The sequence below is a fragment of the Arthrobacter sp. E1SS-5 genome (genome assembly GCF_057073715.1).
In genome coordinates this window covers 2219717-2239706 of record NZ_CP172703.1, presented here as the reverse complement: position 1 = coordinate 2239706, position 19990 = coordinate 2219717, and the positions used below count along the sequence as shown (strand labels likewise).

The 19990-nt window shown below is 66.0% G+C and carries 21 protein-coding genes; 9 read left to right on the top strand and 12 right to left on the bottom strand.

From position 1 onward, the window contains the following. Positions 1-36 precede the first annotated feature (36 nt). On the top strand, positions 37-1092 hold the full coding sequence (gene trpD, locus ACIGJD_RS10360) for an anthranilate phosphoribosyltransferase (protein WP_483686138.1): 1056 nt from the start codon (positions 37-39) through the stop codon (positions 1090-1092). A gap of 13 nt (positions 1093-1105) precedes the next feature. On the opposite strand, the gene ACIGJD_RS10355 is transcribed toward trpD, so the two are convergent. From ACIGJD_RS10355 to ACIGJD_RS10340, 4 genes are all read right to left on the bottom strand, one after another. Next, a complete protein-coding gene (locus ACIGJD_RS10355) occupies positions 1106-1387 on the bottom strand; it encodes an Lrp/AsnC family transcriptional regulator (RefSeq protein ID WP_483686137.1) in 282 nt (93 codons plus the stop codon). Between the two features lie 107 nt (positions 1388-1494). Continuing rightward, positions 1495-1896, bottom strand: a complete 402-nt coding sequence (locus ACIGJD_RS10350; protein ID WP_483686136.1) for a DUF3054 domain-containing protein — start codon at positions 1894-1896, stop codon at positions 1495-1497. 164 nt (positions 1897-2060) lie between these two features. Continuing rightward, positions 2061-2525: a hypothetical protein gene (locus tag ACIGJD_RS10345; RefSeq protein ID WP_483686135.1), complete on the bottom strand. Its 465-nt coding sequence runs from the start codon at positions 2523-2525 to the stop codon at positions 2061-2063. 64 nt (positions 2526-2589) lie between these two features. Further along, on the bottom strand, positions 2590-2871 hold the full coding sequence (locus tag ACIGJD_RS10340; protein WP_483686134.1) for a hypothetical protein: 282 nt from the start codon (positions 2869-2871) through the stop codon (positions 2590-2592). Between the two features lie 594 nt (positions 2872-3465). Here ACIGJD_RS10340 and ACIGJD_RS10335 point away from each other — a divergent pair. The 3 genes from ACIGJD_RS10335 to ACIGJD_RS10325 are packed head-to-tail and all read left to right on the top strand — an operon-like array spanning position 3466 to position 6549. Next, positions 3466-4689, top strand: a complete 1224-nt coding sequence (locus ACIGJD_RS10335; RefSeq protein ID WP_483686133.1) for a type III polyketide synthase — start codon at positions 3466-3468, stop codon at positions 4687-4689. A gap of 16 nt (positions 4690-4705) precedes the next feature. After that, on the top strand, positions 4706-5401 hold the full coding sequence (locus ACIGJD_RS10330; protein ID WP_483686132.1) for a class I SAM-dependent methyltransferase: 696 nt from the start codon (positions 4706-4708) through the stop codon (positions 5399-5401). A gap of 2 nt (positions 5402-5403) precedes the next feature. Further along, entirely contained in the window at positions 5404-6549 is a 1146-nt protein-coding gene (locus ACIGJD_RS10325) for an FAD-dependent oxidoreductase (protein WP_483686131.1), read from the top strand. A 28-nt stretch (positions 6550-6577) separates the two neighbouring features. Here ACIGJD_RS10325 and ACIGJD_RS10320 read toward each other — a convergent pair whose 3' ends face one another. Next, the gene (locus tag ACIGJD_RS10320; RefSeq protein WP_483686130.1) at positions 6578-6991 is read right to left on the bottom strand and encodes a nuclear transport factor 2 family protein; all 414 of its coding nucleotides are present in this window, start codon (positions 6989-6991) and stop codon (positions 6578-6580) included. 53 nt (positions 6992-7044) lie between these two features. Here ACIGJD_RS10320 and ACIGJD_RS10315 point away from each other — a divergent pair, with 53 nt between their 5' ends. The 5 genes from ACIGJD_RS10315 (at position 7045) to ACIGJD_RS10295 (ending at position 10832) form a co-directional block, all read left to right on the top strand. Next, positions 7045-7725 carry a peptide deformylase gene (locus ACIGJD_RS10315; protein WP_483686129.1) on the top strand — a complete coding sequence of 227 codons (681 nt, stop codon included), beginning with the start codon at positions 7045-7047 and terminating at the stop codon, positions 7723-7725. 67 nt (positions 7726-7792) lie between these two features. After that, on the top strand, positions 7793-8674 hold the full coding sequence (locus ACIGJD_RS10310) for a putative RNA methyltransferase (protein WP_483686128.1): 882 nt from the start codon (positions 7793-7795) through the stop codon (positions 8672-8674). Positions 8675-8803: 129 nt separating this feature from the next. Beyond that, positions 8804-9277 carry an NfeD family protein gene (locus ACIGJD_RS10305; protein WP_483686127.1) on the top strand — a complete coding sequence of 158 codons (474 nt, stop codon included), beginning with the start codon at positions 8804-8806 and terminating at the stop codon, positions 9275-9277. A 22-nt stretch (positions 9278-9299) separates the two neighbouring features. Then, positions 9300-10244, top strand: a complete 945-nt coding sequence (locus ACIGJD_RS10300; protein ID WP_286404232.1) for an SPFH domain-containing protein — start codon at positions 9300-9302, stop codon at positions 10242-10244. A gap of 240 nt (positions 10245-10484) precedes the next feature. Next, positions 10485-10832: an RNA polymerase-binding protein RbpA gene (locus ACIGJD_RS10295; RefSeq protein WP_026266052.1), complete on the top strand. Its 348-nt coding sequence runs from the start codon at positions 10485-10487 to the stop codon at positions 10830-10832. A gap of 100 nt (positions 10833-10932) precedes the next feature. On the opposite strand, the gene ACIGJD_RS10290 is transcribed toward ACIGJD_RS10295, so the two are convergent. From ACIGJD_RS10290 to ACIGJD_RS10260, 7 genes are all read right to left on the bottom strand, one after another. Further along, positions 10933-11676, bottom strand: coding sequence for a polyprenol monophosphomannose synthase (locus ACIGJD_RS10290; protein WP_142133815.1), 744 nt, complete (start codon positions 11674-11676; stop codon positions 10933-10935). Positions 11677-11771: 95 nt separating this feature from the next. Further along, a complete protein-coding gene (locus tag ACIGJD_RS10285; RefSeq protein WP_483686126.1) occupies positions 11772-13421 on the bottom strand; it encodes an amidohydrolase in 1650 nt (549 codons plus the stop codon). A 61-nt stretch (positions 13422-13482) separates the two neighbouring features. Continuing rightward, positions 13483-16407, bottom strand: a complete 2925-nt coding sequence (locus ACIGJD_RS10280; protein WP_483686125.1) for a DEAD/DEAH box helicase — start codon at positions 16405-16407, stop codon at positions 13483-13485. 20 nt (positions 16408-16427) lie between these two features. Beyond that, positions 16428-17222, bottom strand: a complete 795-nt coding sequence (gene tatC, locus ACIGJD_RS10275) for a twin-arginine translocase subunit TatC (RefSeq protein ID WP_483689467.1) — start codon at positions 17220-17222, stop codon at positions 16428-16430. A 48-nt stretch (positions 17223-17270) separates the two neighbouring features. Next, a complete protein-coding gene (tatA, locus tag ACIGJD_RS10270) occupies positions 17271-17546 on the bottom strand; it encodes a Sec-independent protein translocase subunit TatA (protein ID WP_142133819.1) in 276 nt (91 codons plus the stop codon). Between the two features lie 32 nt (positions 17547-17578). Continuing rightward, positions 17579-17926, bottom strand: a complete 348-nt coding sequence (locus ACIGJD_RS10265; RefSeq protein ID WP_483686124.1) for a hypothetical protein — start codon at positions 17924-17926, stop codon at positions 17579-17581. A gap of 10 nt (positions 17927-17936) precedes the next feature. Next, positions 17937-19922, bottom strand: a complete 1986-nt coding sequence (locus ACIGJD_RS10260; RefSeq protein WP_483686123.1) for a helix-turn-helix transcriptional regulator — start codon at positions 19920-19922, stop codon at positions 17937-17939. Between the last annotated feature and the right edge of the window lie 68 nt (positions 19923-19990).

The following is a 19990-nucleotide window of genomic DNA, read 5'->3' as shown; positions in this document are numbered from 1 at the left end:
TGGTCAGTGCCTGCCATCGCTCGATAGCATCAACAGGTGACTTCACTGGCATCCACAGCGTCCGGCAACACCTGGCCCCGGTTGATCTCCGCACTGATCAAGGGCACCGACCTTTCGGCGGAGAACACCTCCTGGGCCATGGACACCATCATGTCCGGCGAGGCTACTCCGGCCCAGATTGCCGGGTTCCTCGTGGCCCTGAGCGCCAAGGGTGAAACGGTTGACGAGCTCTCCGGCCTGGTGGAAGCGATGCTCGCCCACGCCAACCCGGTGGCGATCTCCGGTGAAAAACTGGACATCGTTGGGACCGGTGGTGACCAACTTAACACCGTCAACATCTCCACCATGGCCGCCCTCGTCGCTGCCGGGGCCGGGGCAAAGGTGGTGAAGCATGGCAACCGTGCTGCATCGTCGTCGTCGGGGTCCGCTGACGTGCTTGAAGCGCTCGGTGTCCGTCTCGACCTGTCCATCGCGCAGGTGGCCCGGAACGCCGAAGAGGCAGGCATCACCTTCTGCTTTGCGCAGGTGTTCCATCCATCGTTCCGTCACACCGCCGTGCCCCGCCGTGAGCTGGCCATCCCTACAGCCTTCAATTTCCTGGGGCCGCTCACCAACCCTGCCAACGTGCAGGCGTCGGCTGTCGGCGTCGCCAACGCGCGGATGGCGCCGCTCGTGGCCGGCGTCCTGGCCCGCCGGGGGAGTAGGGGCCTGGTGTTCCGCGGCAATGACGGCCTGGACGAGCTCACCACCACCGGCCCTTCCACTGTGTGGGAGATCCGCAACGGCGCCGTCACTGAACTGCATTTCTCGCCCCAGGACCTCGGCATCAATCTGGCTACCGTCGACCAGTTGCGTGGCGGGGATGCGGCGGCCAACGCGGGCGTGGTCAGGGATGTGCTCGCCGGCAAGGAGGGACCGGCCCGGGACGCGGTTCTGGTTAACGCCGCAGCCGGCCTGGTCGCTTTCGACCGTGAAGCTGAAGGACCGTTCCTGGAACGCATGCGGACGGCATTTGCCCGAGCGGCCAAATCCATTGACTCTGGTGCCGCGGCCGCCGTCCTGGACCGCTGGGTTTCCTTGTCCCGAGCCTAGCCGGGCGGTCGGCTTACTGCTCGAAGCCCAAGGAAAAGGCGGCGTCAAGGTCGTGCTGTGAGTACGCCCTGAACGCGATATGGGTGGTGGTGTGCACCACGGCGGGAACTTTGGAGAGCTTGTCGGCGATGACATCGGCCAGGTCCTCGTGCCGGCGTACCCTCGCGACAGCGATCAGGTCCCATTCCCCGGTGACGGAGTAGACCTCGCTGATGCCTTCGATGGCGGAGATCTCCTCAGCCGTCTCGGGAATCCGGGCGGCGTCAGTCTTGATCAGAACAAATGCGGTAACCACTTTGCACCCCTTCAATCAGTTTCGCCGCAGCTGGGCCCGGCAGGTGTTTTGTCTGCTGCCAGCCTATTACAAGGGCGGTTGTTTCCCCGGCGGCCGGCCCGCCGCCTTTACTTGCTGCGGAACCGCGCAACTCCGGCGACCAGGAGGCGGTAGCCGAGCAGGAAGACGGCCAAGGCCACGGTGGCCACGATGATGAAGGGCAGCACAACTGTCTGGCCGGTCAGCGCCCTGAGCAGCATTCCCGCGACCACGCTGCCCAGCCAGGCAGGAACACCCGCTCGGAGGACGGACAGGGGACTGCGCCACGCCCGCGCGGCGATCCACCCCAGCGCGGCACCGGCCAGGAAGGGCCACGCGGTCAGGAGAACCCCCAGTACGGGCTCCTCGCGGTGGTGGGCGTCCCGGCCTATCGCGGCGAACGCGAGAATCAACACGATGTCGGCTGCTGCCGCCGCCAGGACTGCTTTTGCGGGAACTGTCTTTGCCGGCCTCGTTTTCAACGAACTCATGGGTTCGAGCTTAGCCGCCGCTCCTGGGAGTATTCCCGCGTCCGGCAGCGGAGGTCACTTGGCAGCGGCTTTCTGTCCGTAGCCCGTGTCGCAGGTGCCGTCGTGGATGACGCCGTGGCCGGAAGCCACCTGTTAGTTGTCCTTTGGGATAAAGATGGCCGTACCTACCCCCGTGGCCTTCCGCGCACAGTTGCGCACAAAGGACTGGGACTCGCCTTGCCGCCGATCCACATATCGATCCAAAGCGCTGCATCACCGTACTTTTCGGCCCCCGTGGGGCAGGGGCCTTCCTCCGGTTTGGGTCCGTCACCGCACGTGTCCTCCACGATGAAGTAGCGGCGGACGTCCGGCAGGTAAATCCGGGTGCCGGACGGAATGTCCAGGACATCCTGGCCGGTTTTCCATGAATGCCCGACGGCGATGGTCACCGGATCCGCGTACGTCCCGGTTCCCCCGGCTGCTTTGTGGAGCACCGTATGGCTGATCACCGCGGACCCGGAGGGTGTGTTGTCGAACCAGGTGTAGGCGGTGACAAAGACGTCCGTCCTGCTCGATGCCGCTGCAGGAACTGGACGGCCGGTGCTCTTCCTCCACCCCTGCGACAGGTCGCGTCCCTGGTGGGGGACCAAAGGGAAACGCGGCCCAGGTTCCGGTCGCGGGCGAAGCTGTTCAGTTGGGGAGTCAGGACGGCCCCTACAGCGCCGTTGTCTGCTGCGGTGCACACCGGCGAACAAGCCAGCTTGCCTCCCAGCGGAGGTGGTATCCGCCGTCTCCGTCCCATTCGACGAGGACGTCCGTAACGGTATAGGCGACAGCAGTTGCTGCGAGGGACCGGACCCTGACGGGCGCGGGGCGCAGAAGGATGATGGGCCTTCCTGGTGCCTGTTGCAGCGCATCCTCGCGCATCCGGGAACGGCATCCCGGGCAGGTGCCGGCGGAATGGGTGCATGCCTGCGGGCGGAGGAGTTCCTGCATGGGACGTCCTTGGGAATGAAAGGAGTACCGGGGCGCCGTCGCCGTCTGCATGAACAAGAAAAAGGTCCGGGGACCTCTTCACCGCGCCCGCGGCTGGCCCGGCCGGCCTGCCGCCATGTCCAAAAGGTTAGGACGCCCGCCTGCGGCGCGCATGGGTTGGAGCTACCCAACTTCCGTGCTGGGCTCCCCGTTCCGGCCCGCGTAGGGGATAGGGATGCAGTAGGGTCGCACCAGGAATCAAGGTCAACCCAGCCTACTGGAGGCACAGTGAACAAAGCCTTATGGATTTGCAGCCTGGTTGGCGCGGCCCTGGGGATAAGCCTTGGGCTGGCCTTATTCCAGTCGCCGTTCTGGGGCTTTGCCCTGGGACTTGGACTCGGAGCCGTGGTGGGGGCCTCCATACGGCGTCGTCACTGATCAGTAATGGCACTCCTTTCTCAGTACTACTTGACATAATGTAGATTATCGGCGTTCCAGGAACGGCTCCGGACGGGGTTCCACAACAAGCAACCCTGGCCCCAGGATCAGCAGTGAATGCGCTGGTCAGGACGCGGAGCCATTGTCTTTATCCGGGCACCCGTCAAGAATGAATCAATGACGGTCTACGTGCGTTCACTTGAAACTGCAGTTCCGACGACAAAGCTGATCCAGTCCGAAGCCCGCGACGTGTTCGCGGCCCAGCCGGGCTTGTCCCGTTTGGGTTCGCGGCTGGTCAACACGTGCTTTGATGGCGCGGCCATTGAGACGAGGTTCACCGCCGTCGAGGAACTGACCACCACGGGCCGCTCCGAAAACCCCCAGTTCTACGACCAGGAAACCGGCCTGCTGCTGAACCCCAGCACCAAGGTCCGCAATGACATCTTCGCCCGCGAGGCAACGAAACTGTTCGTGCAGGCTTCGCGCGCTGCCCTAGAGGCAGCCCCTGAACTCGATTTACTTGACATAACTCATCTGGTGACCGTTTCCTGCACCGGCTTCTTCAACCCGGGCCCTGACTACAAGGTTGTCCGCGAACTCGGCCTCAGTCCTGCTGTCCAGCGCTACCACCTGGGTTTCATGGGCTGTTACGCGGCTTTCCCCGCGCTCCGTGCCGCGAAGCTGTTCTGTGAGGCGGATCCCAACGCCGTCGTCCTGGTGGTCTGCGCTGAACTGTGCTCCCTGCACGTCCGCACCTCCAACAACCCGGACACCATCATGGGCTCCGCCCTGTTCGCCGATGGTGCGGCAGCCGCCGTCGTGACGGGCCGGCCGGGCGCTGAGGAGACCGCGCTGCTGAAGCTGGACCACTTCGAAACTGTCCTGACGCCGGTCGGCGAGGACTCCATGGCCTGGAACATCGGCGACAACGGCTTCGAGATGGTGCTTGGCAACTACGTGCCGCACATCATAGACGACCACATCGTTGATGCGCTGGAACCGCTCCTGGCCAGGGAACCGGAGCTGGCGGCACTCCCCTACACGGCAATCCCCCACTGGGCCATCCACCCCGGCGGACGCAGCATCCTGGATAAGGTACAGTCCCGGCTGGGCCTCAGCGACGCCCAACTGGTACCCGCCCGGGAGACCCTGCGTGATTTTGGAAACATGAGCAGCGCCACCGTGCTGTTCGTCCTCAAACACATCCTGGAACAGCCCCTTCGGGAAGGGGATGAACGGATCTGTTCCATGGCCTTTGGCCCGGGCCTGACCGTGGAAACGGGCCTGTTCACAAAGCTCCGGCAGCTGACCGGCGGGCCGGCAAACCCTGCCCGGCTGGACAACGCCGGGGAGGAAGCACTGCTCCAGGACAGCCGGGCAACGGAGGCCACGCTTGCCTGACCGGGCTTCCACAACAATGGGCATCCTGCTTAGCAGGCGCGCCACCGGTGACATCGAGCAGATGGACCACCCCGACTGTGACCCCTTGCTCCTCGGCAACACCTACCGGCAGTTCGGCATCATCAACCGGTTCCTGTCGGGGTGGCGCCGGCTGTACAACAGGGAGTTGCGCCACCTCAAACGGCAGGGCCAGCAGCCGCTGACCGTCCTGGATATCGGCTGCGGCGGCGGCGACCTGGCGGTCATGCTGGCCCGGTGGGCAGCCAGTGACGGCATACCCATGCGTATCACCGGCATCGATCCCGATCCCCGCGCGGCCAGCTTTGCCAAGGGCCGGCCACCCATGCCGGGCGTGGAGTTCCGCCAGGCCCACAGCGGTGAGCTGGTCCGGGAAGGTGCGGCGTTCGACGTCGTGATTTCCAACCATATGCTGCACCACCTGGGACCCGAAGAGCTGCGGCATCTGTTGGCGGACTCGGAAATCCTGGCATCACGGAAGGCCCTGCACAACGACCTTGTTCGAAGCCCCATCGCCTTTGCCCTCTTCAGCGTTGCCGCGCTCCCCTTCCGCCGCTCCTTCATCCGCCAGGACGGCCTCACCTCCATCCGCCGGAGCTACCGGCCTGCCGAGTTGGCTGCCGCCGCTCCCCCGGGCTGGTCGGTGGAGCGGTCGTCGGCTTTTCACCAGGTCCTGACCTACCGTAAGGGCTGACCGTGGACGCAGAGGTTCTGATTGCAGGCGGAGGTCCTGTGGGCCTGTACCTGGCTGCGGCGCTGCTGCAGGAAGGGGTCTCGGTCAAGGTTTTTGAGCAGCGGCAAACGCGGAACCGGCACACCCGCGCCATCGGCATCCACCCTCCGGCCCTGCAGGCACTTGCCGGGGTTGGGGTGGCTGCCACCATGGTGCAGGAGGGCATCCGTATCAGCACCGGGCTTGCGGTCAGCGGCGGCAAGACCGTGGGGACCATGGAGTTCGGCGCCGTATCAAAGGACTTCCCCTTTGTGCTGGCGCTCCCGCAGTTCCGCACGGAGCAGCTTTTGGAAGAACGCGTGACGGCGCTGGATCCCGGCGCAATCATCAGGGGTGCCAACGTCACCACGGTGAGGGACGACGGCGGCACAGTCACCGTGGAGGTCGAGTCCGGCGCAGGTGCCACGCACCGCAGCGCCACAGCAGCCCTGCTCGTGGTGGCTGACGGTGCCAGGTCCAGGCTCCGTGGCGCGTTGCAGGTGCCGGTGGCCAGCACAGCCTACCCCGATCATTACCTCATGGGGGATTTCGACGACGGCACGCACTACGGGCACAAAGCCGTCCTGTTCCTGGAACCGGAAGGAATTGTGGAATCCTTCCCGTTGCCTGGCGGCCTGCGCCGCTGGGTGGTCCGGCTGGGACAACCCACGGGACCGGCGGCAGGCCCACAGGAGCTGGCGGAACTGGTCCGCTGCCGGACCGGGTTCCTTCCCGATGCGGCCTCGAATTCCATGCTGAGCGCCTTCAGCGTGCGCTCCACCATCGCCCGCCGTACCGTCACGGGACGAACCGTGCTGCTGGGAGATGCAGCGCATGAGATCAGCCCGATTGGAGGCCAGGGTATGAACCTGGGCTGGCTGGATGCCAAGGAACTGCTGCCGGTGGTCTGCGCGGCCCTGGCTGGCAAGCCGACCGGCAGGGAGCTCAGGGAGTTCGAAAAGAGCCGGCAGAAGGCCGCAGTGCTGGCCCGCCGGCAGGCGGAAGTAAACATGATGCTGGGCAGGCCGCTGCCGTCACGGCTCCTGCGAATTCGCACCGCCGCCATTGGCGCCGCGGCCGCTATACCGGCAGTGAACCGGTGGGCCGCCAGGCGCTTCACCATGCACTAGCCCAGGGATGGGCCGGGGCAGGCAGCGGTTACCGGAAATAGCAGTCGTAGCTGTCCTGGCTCACGATCACGCCGCCGTTCACCTCAAAGACCGACGCCGTCCTGGCTCGGATGGTCTCGCCGCGGTCCCAGTACCGGAGGTCCATCAATACCGTGGCGGACCAGTCGGCCTCCACCACCACCCGGCCGCCTTCACAGGTGGTGCGCCGCACGATGAACTGCTGGTCCTTCACCACCTGGCGGCTTTGGTCCGCGCCGGCAAGGACCCCCGCCAGTGTCCGGGTGGCGCCCTCAGGAGCCAACAGATGCGGTGCCTCGGTCAGCACGAACGAATCCGACAGGAACGGCCGGATCTCCGCCGACCCGCCACCCGCCTCGAGGACCCGGATGAAGTCCAGGACATGCTTCAGCGGGGATGTCGGGGGAACGGAAGTGTCAGCCATGCAGTAGACCCTAGCCGAAGGTTCCCCCGCGGCCCGGCCAGTAGGCTGTCCCCATGACCCAGACCGTTCCCCAAACAACTGCCGGTGCCGACGAGATCCGTGAGACGGTGGAGCGTATCCTGGCCGCCGGGTCCCTTCCACCCATCGTCCAGGCGGGCCACCCGGCATTGCGGCAGCGTGCCGCCGAGTACGACGGCCAGCTGTCCGCGGACCAGCTGCACCGGTTGATCGGGATCATGCGCCAGGCCATGCATGAGGCCCCGGGCGTTGGCCTTGCCGCCCCGCAGCTGGGCATTCCCCTTCAACTTGCTGTCCTGGAGGACCAGTTCAACGTCGACCCGGAAGCTGCAGCCCTGAGGAACCGCAGCCCCCTGGAGTTCCTGGCGATCCTGAATCCGAGGTACTCGCCCGAGGGGCCAGGACTAGCGTCCTTTTATGAGGGGTGCCTTTCCCTGAACGGGCTCCAGGCTGTGGTGGCGCGCCCGGAGGCGGTGCTCCTGGAGTATCTGACGCCCGACGGCGCGGCGGAGCGACGCGGGTTTACCGGGTGGCAGGCGCGCATCGTGCAGCATGAAACGGATCACCTTAATGGAATCCTCTACATCGACCGGGCCCAGCTCCGGTCCCTGAGCACCAACGCGGAGTATTCGGCGCACTGGGCGGAGGCGGGCATAGGGAAGGCGCGGGAAGGTCTGGGGTTCGACGCCGGCCCGGCCGGCATTTCCATCGACTGACAGCAGCTGCCCCGTGGGCAGGGATGCGGGGAGGGATTGCGGTCCCGCCAGCCCTAAGATTGTTCCCATGCCTTCCGCGGATGTCTCTCTTCTCTGTCCCGTCTGCTCAGATCCGCTGGGGCACCTGGCGGCGGAGGAGGAACGCCAACCGCGCCTGATCTGTCCCAACGGCCACAGCTTCGACGCCGCCCGCCAGGGCTACTTCAACCTCCTGGTGGGCAAGGGCTCACCCTTCGAACCGGACAGTGCGGCCATGGTGGCGTCACGTTTCAACTTCCTGGGGGACGGCCACTACCGGCCCATGGCGCAGGCGCTGGCTGCCGCCGTCGTGCCCCATCTGCCGGCGGAAGCCTCGGTGGTGCTGGACTCGGGAACGGGTACCGGACACTATCTGCGTGAAATCCTCGACGCCGCGGCTGCCAGCGGGCGCCGGACGTCCGCCATCGGCCTGGACATCTCCAAATTCGCCCTCCGGCGCGCCGCGCGGCTCAATCCCGAAGCGGTCAACCTGGTGTGGGACATCTGGCAGCCCTTTCCAGTGGAAAGCAATTCGGTGGACGCGGTCACCGTGGTCTTTGCCCCGCGGAACCCCGCCGAGTTCGCCCGCGTCCTGCGCCCCACGGGCGCGTTGGTGGTGGTGACGCCGCGCAGCGGACACCTCGCCGAGCTCGCCGACGTGACCGGAATGCTTGGGATCGAGGAAGGCAAGGACGAACGCCTGGCCGCGGCGATGGCCGGCCACTTCGAGGCGGAAAGCACGCTCGACATCAACGTCGCGCTGGAGCTCAGCCGCGCCGCCGCCACGGACTTGGCGTTCATGGGACCTGCGGGCCACCACCTGGACCGGGAGCGGATCGCCGCCCGGCTCGAAGAGACTCCTGAGCCCGTGGCAGCGCAGGCGAAGTTCAGGCTCTTTGTCTTCCGGCCCATCACCGAGGGTGCCCCGTAACGACTTGGCCACTATCCCCCGGCAGCTTCCATGATCCGGCCCACACTGCAGGACCGCGGACTAGGATGAAAAGACAGTTACTGGCGGGTCCGCGGATGCGGCTCCCCCGTGACGAAGGGGGAAACAGGGATGTTCGAATGGCTTGGGGAAAACTGGTGGGCCGTGTGGCTCACGGCCTTCCTGGCGTTTGCCGTGATCGAAATGATCACGCTTGACCTGTTTTTCATTATGCTCGGCGGCGGTTCACTCGCTGCACTGGTCGCCGACTTCGCCGGCGCCGATCCCTGGCTGCAGGTGGTCATCTTCTGCATTGTCTCCCTGCTCATGGTTGCCTTTGTACGCCCGGTGGCGCTCTCGCACCTGAAAAAGGGTCCGTCCGAACAGCGGACCAACGTGGACCGGCTCATTGGCGAACCGGCCGTGGTCATGGAAGCAGTCACCTCCGACGGCGGCCTGGTGAAAATCGGCGGCGATATTTGGAGCGCCCGCTCCGCCGCGGGAATCCTTCCCGCGGGCCAGAAAGTGGTCGTAGCGGCCATCGACGGTGCAACAGCAGTGGTTTCGGCACCGCCGACGGCGGCTGCCGGACCGGATACAACCTGACAATTGGGGAACAAGGAGTTGTATGAATAACGCAGGCGGAACCGCGCTGGCCATCGTGCTGGTGGTCCTGATCGTCTTTGTCATCATAGTTTTGGTCCGGGCCGTCCGGATCATTCCGCAGGCACGTGCCGGCGTCGTGGAACGGCTCGGCAAGTACCAGCGGACGCTCAACCCGGGCCTGACGATCCTGATTCCGTTCGTGGACCGGCTCCTGCCGCTCCTGGACCTGCGTGAACAGGTGGTGTCCTTCCCGCCGCAGCCGGTCATTACCGAAGACAACCTGGTGGTTTCCATCGATACGGTGGTCTACTTCCAGGTGACGGACCCACGTGCGGCCACTTATGAGATCGCCAACTACATCCAGGCCGTGGAACAGCTCACCACCACCACGCTGCGCAACGTGGTGGGCGGACTCAACCTGGAGGAAGCGCTCACCTCCCGCGACCAGATCAACGGGCAGCTGCGCGGCGTCCTGGACGAAGCAACCGGCCGTTGGGGCATCCGCGTCTCACGGGTGGAACTCAAGGCCATCGACCCGCCGCACTCCATCCAGGATTCCATGGAGAAGCAGATGCGCGCGGAGCGTGACCGCCGCGCCGCCATCCTCACCGCAGAGGGAACCAAGCAGTCCGCCATCCTGACGGCAGAAGGCCAGCGCCAGGCTGCAATCCTCAAGGCAGAAGGCGAGGCCAAGGCGGCCATCCTTCGCGCAGACGGCGAATCCCAGGCGATCCAGAAGGTCTTTGATGCGATCCACAAGGGAAACCCGGACCAGAAACTGCTGGCCTACCAGTACCTCCAGACGCTGCCCAAGCTGGCTGAGGGGTCGGCCAACAAACTCTGGATCATCCCCAGCGAGGTTGGGGAAGCCCTGAAGGGCATCGGCAGCGCCATCGGGGGCACCAATGCCGAAGCGGCCGTGTCCGGACTCTTCGAGCAAACGCCGGCCGAGCGCAGCCAGCCTTAGCAGCGCAGGCAACGGGGAGGGTTCCGCGGTTTTCGCGGAACCCTCCCTGTTTTGGCTTTGACGGAATATCACCCGTATAATTGGGTATTTGTCCGGCAGGAGTATACCGGCTGGAACAACCAAGCTTCGCAATGCGTTGAATCCAATGATGCAGCACAGTGCACACAGTAGTCCGGCGGTGCCACGGCGCCACCGGCTAGCGCGGAGAACTGATCCGCGAACCGACCAGAGGGAGAAAACATGAGCGATCGCAGCCTGCGGGGCATGCGCCTTGGTGCGCAGAGCATGGAGACCGAGTCCGGAGTTGAGCCGGCTCCGCGCCAGCGGGTTGAATACCGTTGCGCGGATGGCGAGCAGGTCTTCGTCACGTTCTCCTCCGAGGCGGAAATTCCTCCGGTGTGGGTCTCCAAGACCGGCAAGGAAGCGCTCCTGGTCGACGGCGAGAAGCCGGACACCAGCAACGACAAGGCAGTGCGCACCCACTGGGACATGTTGCTGGAACGCCGTTCCCTGCCTGAACTCGAACAGATCCTCGAGGACCGGCTAACCATCCTCCGCGAACGCCGCGGAGAGCGCCGCTCGGCCTAGGCAGGCCAGCCGCAGAAAAAGGGGGCGGCCCCGCACTTCGGTGCGGGGCCGCCCCCTTTCCAGCATGTTCGAACCCTGCGGTTCCGCGCCTAACGGAGGATCATGCCTGCTTGTTCTTCAGCTTGCCGGCCAGGGTGTTCCACCGGGCGGCCAGACCCCACTTGGTGACGTTGATCATGGCTTCGACGACAATGTTGCCGCTCATCTTCGACGCTCCCAGCTCACGCTCAACGAAGGTGATGGGCCGTTCCTCAATGCGGAGGCCCAGCTTGGCAACACGCCACGCCAGGTCCACCTGGAAGCCGTAGCCCACCGAGTCCACCTGGTCCAGGTTGAGCTTCTCCAGGGTAGTCCTGCGGAACGCGCGGAAGCCGCCCGTCACGTCCTTGATGGGCAGGCCCAGCATCAGCCGGGCGTAGGTGCTTCCCACGCGGGAAATCGCCTGGCGGTACAGCGGCCAGTTGACCACGCTGCCGCCGGGAACCCAGCGCGACCCCATGGCCAGGTCTGCGCCCTGGTCCACCGCTTCGAGCAGTTGGGGAAGCTGTTCGGGCTGGTGGGAACCGTCTGCGTCCATTTCGACCAGGACGTCGTAGCCGGCCTCCAGCCCCCACTTGAAACCGGCAATGTAGGCGGCGCCCAGGCCTTCCTTGCCCTTGCGGTGCAGGACATGGACCTGGGAATCCTCGGCGGCGACGCCGTCGGCAAGTTGCCCGGTGCCGTCAGGGCTGTTGTCATCAACCACCAGCACGTCCGACGCCGGAACGGCCTTCCGAAGGCGCTGGAGCGTCTTGGGCAGCGATTCCAGTTCGTTGTAGGTGGGAATGATCGTAAGGACGCGCACAAAGGGCCTTTCCTGGTGGAAGTGGTCGGTGCACCGGGTGCCGGGCTTGCCGGCGCCGGGCGCAACTCCCCATTATAGGGCGGACGGTTCCCGGGTCAGGAACGCAGTGCCGGGCTGGCGAACAGTTCGGTGCCGTTTTTGACGGTCTGAAGGCATACCGGGTCCGAGCCGGTGTCCAGGGCGGGCAGCAGGGGGGTCCTCGCCCGCGGATCGGTGCTCCAGGACTGTACCCGCCCATCGGCCACCTGGACCATCAGTTCCTCCACCTCCCAGACGGCAAAACTGGCGGGCGCCCCGGGAACCAGCTGGCCCGCCATGGGGTTTGCGTGACGGGCTGCCCTCCAGCCGGCGCGGGTGTGGCCCAGGAACGCTGCCCGTGCGGAAATCCGTTCTGCCGCGTTGTGATGTTCCACGCAGGCGCGCACGCTGGCCCACGGACGGAGGGGGGTGACGGGACTGTCACTGCCAAAGCACACAGGAACCCCCGCCGAGTAGAAGGCGGCGAACGGATTCATGGACCGGCTGCGCTCCCCCAGCCTCTGCTCGTAAAGTCCGCCTGCTCCGCCCCAGGCTGCATCGAAGGCCGGCTGGGCGCTGACCGTCACGGAGAAGTGGGCCAGCTTGGCCACAGCAGCGGCATCAGCCATCTCCACATGCTCAAACCGGTGGCCGGCGGCACGCACCCGCTGCTCCCCTACCTCCTTGGCCGCCAGGTCCAGCGCTTCCAGCGCGGCATCAAGCCCGGCATCACCGATCACGTGGAACCCGCCCTGGATCCCGGCGAGGGAACACGCGGCAAGGTGTGCCGCCGCCTGGTCCACGCTGAGGTAGAGCGCGCCGCGCTCCTGGGCTGCATCGCTGTAGCCGGCCCGCAGCGCTGCGGTGCGCGAACCCAGCGAACCGTCAATGTTGAGGTCGCCGGCAAGGCCGCGGATGCCTCCTTCGAACTGCCCAACGAGGACGCGGGCCTGCTCCTCGGACGAAACCAGCTCGCCCCAATAAGGCAGCACCTCGGGAAACCGCCCGCCTCCGTCCACACCACCGTTCCAGGCGGCAGCAAACCTGAGATCCTCGGCGCCCCCGATATGCGGCGCCCCCATCTCCGCCACGGCGACGTAACCGTTGGCCGCTGCCTCCGCCAGGGCACGCTCCTGGTGCCGCTTCAGTGACTCCTGCGGCAGCCGGCGCGTTGCCAGCCGGGCTGCTTCGTGGGCCGCCCGCGTTACCCGGGCGCCGCCGTCGTACCCGTCCTTGCCGCGCAGGTCCGCGGACTGTGCCAGCGCGGGCGAGACCAGCGCCGAATGCACGTCCACCCGTGACAGGTACACCGGACGGCCGCCCGCTGCCCGCTCCAGTTCCTCGGCGCTGGGCAGGGTGGAGTCCGCCCAGGTGGTCTCGTCCCAACCGTGGCCAAGCAGTGGCCCGTTACCACCGGCACCGGCAACTGCGTCCAGCAGGGCGCGGGCGGAGGTCACGGCTCCCAGCTGCAGTGACTCCAGTGCGATTCCGGTTTCGGTCAGGTGCATGTGCGAATCGACGAACCCGGGGGCCACCAGGGCTCCATGGAGGTCGATGACCTCCATGGAGCTGTCGGCAATGGACGATGCCGCCTGCTCCGACCCGACCCAGGCAACGGTGTCGCCGTCCACCAGCATGGCCGTGGCGAAGGGGTCCGCAGCGGTGTAGACGGACCCATTCCGGTACAGCACCGGGGCGGGGCGGGACGTGGCTTCAGGGCTGGGCATAGTGGGAGTGACTCCTGGGGTTTGAACAGGCCGGCGGCGGCCGGCAGGGGTAAAAGCGGGACTAAAGGACGGATGAGTAGGCCACGACGCCGCGGCGGATGAGGTTGATGGCTTCGGCGCAAAGCCGTGCCAGCCGCGGATCAAGGCCGGGGATCTTTGCCAGCTGGTCCAGGAGGTCCACCACCTGTTTGACCCAGCGGACAAAGTCGCCGGCCGCGAGGTCGGTGCCGCTCAGGACATCCTGCAGGTGGCGGCCGCGGGCCCACTTGTAGAGGGGCCAGACCAGGCCCAGTTCAGGCTCGCCGGTCAGCGGAAGCTTGTTCTCCTCTTCCACGTCCTCAAGCGCGGACCACTCCCTCACCACGATGTCCACCGAAGTTTCCAGGGAGACGCTGGGCATCCGCGGCCGCAGTCCCCGGTCTTCGCGTTTGGCCTGGAATACCAGGACGCTGGCCAGGGCGGCCACTTCGGCGGCGTCCAGGTCATCGAAGGCGCCCAGGCGCAGGGACTGCGAGATCAGCAGGTCCTTCTCGCCGTAGATCCGGCGCAGCCGCTGGCCATCCGGGCTGATCTTGAGCCCGCCGTCCCCGGTCTCCTCCAAATATCCGTAGGCGGACAGGACATCGCAGACCCGGTCGAAGGTTTTGGCGATGGTGTTGGTCCGGCCCTGGATCTGTCGGACCAGCCCGTCCGTTTCGCGCCGCAGCTTCCACCAGCGCTCCGACCACCGGGCGTGGTCTTCCCGTTCGCTGCATCCATGGCAGGGGTGCGCCTTCAGGGCCCGGCGCAGGGCGGCAATGCGCTTCTCCTGGTTGGGGAAGGCTGCGCCGCGGCCAAAATCGTGGTTGCGGTTCTGGCCGGGAGCGGGCGGCCGGTTCTCCCGCAGCGCGTTCCGGGCGGAGGACGCAAGATCGCGCCGTGACTTGGGCACCTTGGCATTGAACGACTTCGGGATGCGGATCCGGGTCACCGGCGCGATGGGACCTTCCAGGTCATCCGTACCAATGCGGCGCAACTGGTTGTCCAGCGTGAGCACGGCAGGCCGGGGTTCGCGGCTGCCGTGGTCGGAGCTGAGCACGACGGCGGGCCCCGGGGCGCGTCCGCCGGGGACGTTCACCACGTCCCCCGGCAGGAGACGGGCAAGGGAGTCGCCACTGAGCGACTTCTGGACCCGTGACTTGGTCCGGGACGTGGCGCTCTCGGCATCAGAGAGTTCCCTGCGCAGCCGGGCATACTCCGTGAAGTCGCCCAGGTGGCAGGTCATGGACTTGGCGTAGCCTGCCAGGGATTCCTCGCGGCTGCGTACCTGCCTGGCCAGGCCCACAACGGAGCGGTCGGCCTGGAACTGGGCAAAGGAGGATTCCAGGATTTCGCGGGCCCGGGACCGGCCAAACTGCGCCAGGAGGTTGATGCTCATGTTGTAGGTGGGCCGGAAGCTCGAATTGAGCGGGTAGGTGCGCCGGGACGCCAGGCCTGCCACCGCCGTCGGGTCCGTTCCGGGCTGCCACAGCACCACGGCGTGGCCCTCGACGTCAATCCCGCGGCGGCCAGCCCGGCCGGTCAGTTGGGTGTATTCACCAGCAGTGATGTCCACGTGGGCTTCGCCGTTGAACTTGTCCAGCTTTTCCAGCACCACGGAACGCGCGGGCATGTTGACGCCCAAGGCAAGGGTTTCCGTGGCGAAGACAGCCTTCACCAGTCCGTCGGCGAAGAGCTTCTCCACTACCTCCTTGAAGGTGGGCAGCATCCCGGCGTGGTGGGCAGCAAAACCGCGGACCAGGCCATCCCGCCAGGTCCAGAAGCCCAGGACGTCGAGGTCGTCCGGCGGGATGTCCTGCCCGGCTTCATCCACGCGCTGGGCGATGATCCGCTGCTCCCTTTCCGTGGTGAGCCACAGTCCGGACCCGACACACTGGGCCACCGCTGCCTCGCAGCCGGCGCGGGAAAAGATGAAGGTGATGGCAGGCAGGAGATCCATCCGGTCCAGGCTCGCGATGATCTGCGGGCGGCTGGCCGGCCGCACTCCCCTGGGCTCTCCGCCCCGCCCCAGGCGGTCGTTTCCGCGCCTGCCGCGTTGGCCGCGGCCCCCGGGCCCCGGACGGCTGCGGAAACTCTGCTGGGTTTCGCTCTGCGCCACCGTGAGCAGGTCCGGGTTGACGTCGAAGCCGCGCCCCTTGGTGTTGTCGGCAGATTTGCCGGGCTTGGCAGGTTGCTGGTCCTCATCCTCAACGGGCGGGGCGATCTCGTCAAAGGTGGTTTCCCCGGCGAACAGGTCCATGATTTGCCGGCCCACCATGACGTGCTGCCACAGCGGCACTGGCCGGTGTTCGGAAACGATAATGTCGGTGTCACCGCGGACGGTGTCCAGCCAAGCGCCGAATTCCTCCGCGTTGGAGACCGTGGCACTGAGCGAGGCGACCTGCACCTCGGTGGGCAGGTGGATGATCACTTCCTCCCACACTGCCCCGCGGAACCGGTCGGCAAGGTAGTGGACTTCATCCATCACCACGTAGCCGAGGTCATCCAGGGTGGCCGACTCCGCGTAGAGCATGTTCCGCAGGACTTCCGTGGTCATGACCACCACCTGGGCATCACCGTTGATGCTGGTGTCACCGGTCAGGAGGCCAACGTTGTCCGCACCATACTTTTCGGTGAGTTCGCTGAACTTCTGGTTGCTGAGCGCCTTAATGGGCGTGGTGTAGAAGGCCTTCAGGCCGCGCTGCAGGGCGAGGTAGATGGCAAACTCACCCACGATGGTCTTGCCGGCACCGGTCGGGGCCGCCACCAGTACTCCCCTGCCCTCCTGGAGGGAACGGCATGCCTGCTTCTGGAAGTCATCCAGCTCGAAGTCCAGGGTCCTGCTGAACGCTCCGAGGGGGGTGGCGGACTCGGCCCTGCGTTCGGCGCTGGCACGGTAGCGCTCAGCGGGAGACAGCTCTTCAGGATCGATGGGGCCGGTGGAGAAGGGTCCGGTGGTGGAGGACATACCCCAAGCCTAACGGCAGCCTAGAGCTTCTTGAGTTCGCTGCTTGGGGTGGCGATGTCTGCAGTGGCCTCGGTCTCCTCCACCTGCCGGGCCTGGCGTCGGTCGCGGCGCTTGTCGTTCATGATGCAGATGCCGATTGCTGCGAAGAACAGTGCAAGCAGCGGTCCCGCGAGCATGAACATCGATATGGCGTCAGCACCCGGGGCGGCGATTGCAGCCAGGACAAAGACCAGGAAAACCGTGATGCGCCAGGCCTTGAGGATGGTGCGGCCGGACACAATGCCCGCCATGTTGACGCCAACCAGCACCACGGGAACCAGGAAGGCCAGGCCGAGCATCAGCACCATGCGGGTGACGAATTCGATGTAGGTCCTGGCATCAATGACGCTGGAGGAACCGGCGGGGGTGAACTGGGTCAGCGCGTGGACCACTTGGGGAACCACGAGCCAGCCCACCCAGATTCCGGCCAGGAACAGCGGGATGGCGGCGGCCATGTAACCCAGGGTGTAGCGCCGCTCCTTGGAGGTCAGGCCGGGCGTGATGAACGCCCAGAGCTGGTAGATCCAGATGGGGCTGGAGATGACAGCACCGATCAGGAGCGACATCTGCAGCTTGAAGTCGAAGGGCGACGCGATGGTCCCGAAGTTGATGGCTGCGAGGCCGCCGGTCTCATTCGAAATCCGGTCTACCGGCTCCGCCAGGGCCTTCAGCAGCGGATCGTAAAGTATCCAGCCCCCAATGCCGCCGATGACGACGCCGATCGCCGACTTGATCAGCCGGTTCTTCAGCTCCTTGAGGTGCTCCCAAAGCGACATCCGCCCCTCGGGGTTGGCTTTACGGGCCCGCGACAGTGCCACGGGAGGTCAGGCGCGGGTCGACGGCGGAACGTCAGTGCCGTCTGTCGGCTCACCGGGCTTCGCCTTGGGGTGGTTCACGATGGTGCCTTCCACCGGCCCGGAGGCGTCGGTGGTGGAGTCGGCCTTGCCGTCGTTCTTCATTTCCTTGACCTCGGACTTGATGATCCGCATGGACTGGCCCAGGCTGCGGGCCATGGCCGGAAGCTTGGGGGCGGCGAAGAGAAGCAAAGCAACGATGATGATGATTACGATTGGCCAGGGGCCATCAAAGAGTCTTCCCACGGGAAATCCTTTCCTCTAACTACATCCTACTTCTATGTGAAGTCGAGATCTCCGAGCGCCTGTGGCTGGCCCCGGTCCTTTTTGCGCTGCACTCGCCTGCGCCGGCGTTCTTCGCGCCGCGCCAGTTTGGATGCCTCGTAATCATGTCGCATGACAGCGGGTGAGGCAAAAACAGCAGAGCCCGGCACGGCACGTGACAAATCACCGGATTCGTCCGGGACCTCAGTGGGTCCCAAGTGCCCCAGCTTCGCGCCTGCGGCGCTCAGGTCCTTCATGGTCGCCATGAACTGCCGGAAAAGACGGATGCCCAGCAGGACATAGAAAAGAAGGGATACGGCGACGAGCGCCACCCATATGAGAATCCAGGACCACCAAGGCATGTTGGAAAGTCTATCCGGCGTAGCTGTCCAGGGCGGCCGCCAGCCAGTCCCGCGCGGCGGCGGCTACGTCGGTGGGCGCCAGGATGCGGGCCGCGCCACCGTGCTGGGCCACGAACATTGGCAGCCACCCCGTGCTGCCGAACCGGATCTCTGCCACCAGGCCGCCGTCCGGAAGTTCGGCTGTCCGCTCCGCGTAATAGTCCTCCGCCAGCCCCCTCCCCTGCCGGGTGAGTTGGACCGTGACGGTTGTGTCGTCGTCGTTGGGGGTGAACAGCTTGGCCGGGACGCCCCTGTCCCGTTCCCCCGCCTTGCCGGCGGGCGCCCCGTTGGGGCGCACGTCCTGTACCCGGTCCAGGCGGAAGTTCCGGAGCCCGTCCACCAGGTGGCACCAGGCTTCGAAGTACCACGTGTTGTCCAGGGAATAGAGCCGCAGTGGGTCCACGACGCGTTCCGTGACCGCGTCCCGCTGAGGTGACAAGTACGTTAGGTGGAGCTGCGAACGGGACTCGATGGCCTGGCGGACAGTGGCGTGCGTCCCAGCGTCCGCGGGTGCCACCTCCGGGCCGGCGATGGAAGCAGCGCGCAGGCCTTCCTCCCCGGCGGCGGCCAGGAGCTTCAGGGTGACCGATTCCAGGGCGCCCCCGCCCGGCAGGTCAGGCAGTCCATTGAGTGTCTCGAGCCCCGTCAGCAGGGCGCAGGCCTCCTCGACGGTGAACCGGACCGGCTTTTTCAGGTCAAGGTCCTGGGTGATGAAGACGTGGTCGTCCTCCCACTGGATGTCGAGCAGGTCATCCGGATAGCCCCCGGGCAATCCGGAGCAAATGAGGATCCGGAGGTCCGCCTCGAGTTCTTCGCGGGTGACCCCGAAGTGGCGGGCGACGTCCTGGATGTGGAGGCCCTGGTTGTGGACCAGGAAGGGCACCAGCTGCAGCATTCGCTTGAGCTGGTCCTCCGAGGTCCCTTTCCTGCCGGTGCGTGCACGGGTGTCGGTGAAGGTATATGCGGGGACAGGCGCAGCGCTGAAGTCTGCAGCGCCCTGCAGCCGCCGGCGTACGGCCCCGGTGAGTCCGGCGGGTTCCACTGCCAGGGAGTCCGGCCCGTAAGATGCCAGTTCTTCGGCCAGGATTTCCGGGTCACGGTACTCCACGAAGAGCCGGTCGTAGCCGTCGCGGGCCCGGCCGGAGGCCTGCAATGCGGCATCCTGGACCGCCCGCTGGCGAAGGGCCAGGAGGTGCCCATTCCGGACATCCACGACGGCGGTGCGCAGCGGCAGTTCAGGCAGCCGGTCCAGCTCCGCCCGGATGTTGAAGTCGGCCGGCGGCTCGTACTGTTCTCGTGGGAGGGTGGTTACGGCGCTGGTGAGGCGGGAAAGCCGGAACTGCCGTGCGGCCTTACGGGCCCGGTCGTAGCCCATCAGGTACCACTGGCCGAAGCGGCTGCCCAGGCCCCAAGGCTCAACAGTCCGTTCTTCCTCCTTGCCAGTGCTGCCTGCCAGGTACGTGAAGGTCACGGGATGCCGGGCGTGCATGGCTGCCACGATGTCGTCGAAGGCCTGCCCTGCCGGTTTGATACGAGGCTGGACTCCGGCAGGCAGTTCCACCTCTGCCAGCTGCCCGGATGCCTGCAGCTTCCGCAGTGCGCTTTGGGCTGCCGTGCCCAGCGCAGCACGCTCCCAGAGCTGGGAGGCCAGCAGGAGGACGGTCCACTCCTCGGGCCCAAGCTCGACATCAGGGAGCCGGTTGGATTCTTTGCCGATCCGGTACCGGGTGGTGGCGGGATCGTCTTCGCTCCAGCCCAGCTCCGTCAGTGTCTCGACGTCAAAGCCCATCGCCCGCAGGTCATTCTTGTCCCGCTCGAACATCCGCCCGAACGCGACGTCGTTGCCGGACGTGTCGTGGTAGACCTTGTCGCGCAGCTCGCTCCGGTGGAGCCCGTAGCGGGTGTTGAGCAGCGCGATCAACAGGTTGAGGAGTCGTTCAGTGCGGGTTACGGACACGTTGGTTACGTTACTAAACTCCCCCGGGGAAAGCAGAAAGCGCGGCTGGACGGAGGGTTGCCCTCCAT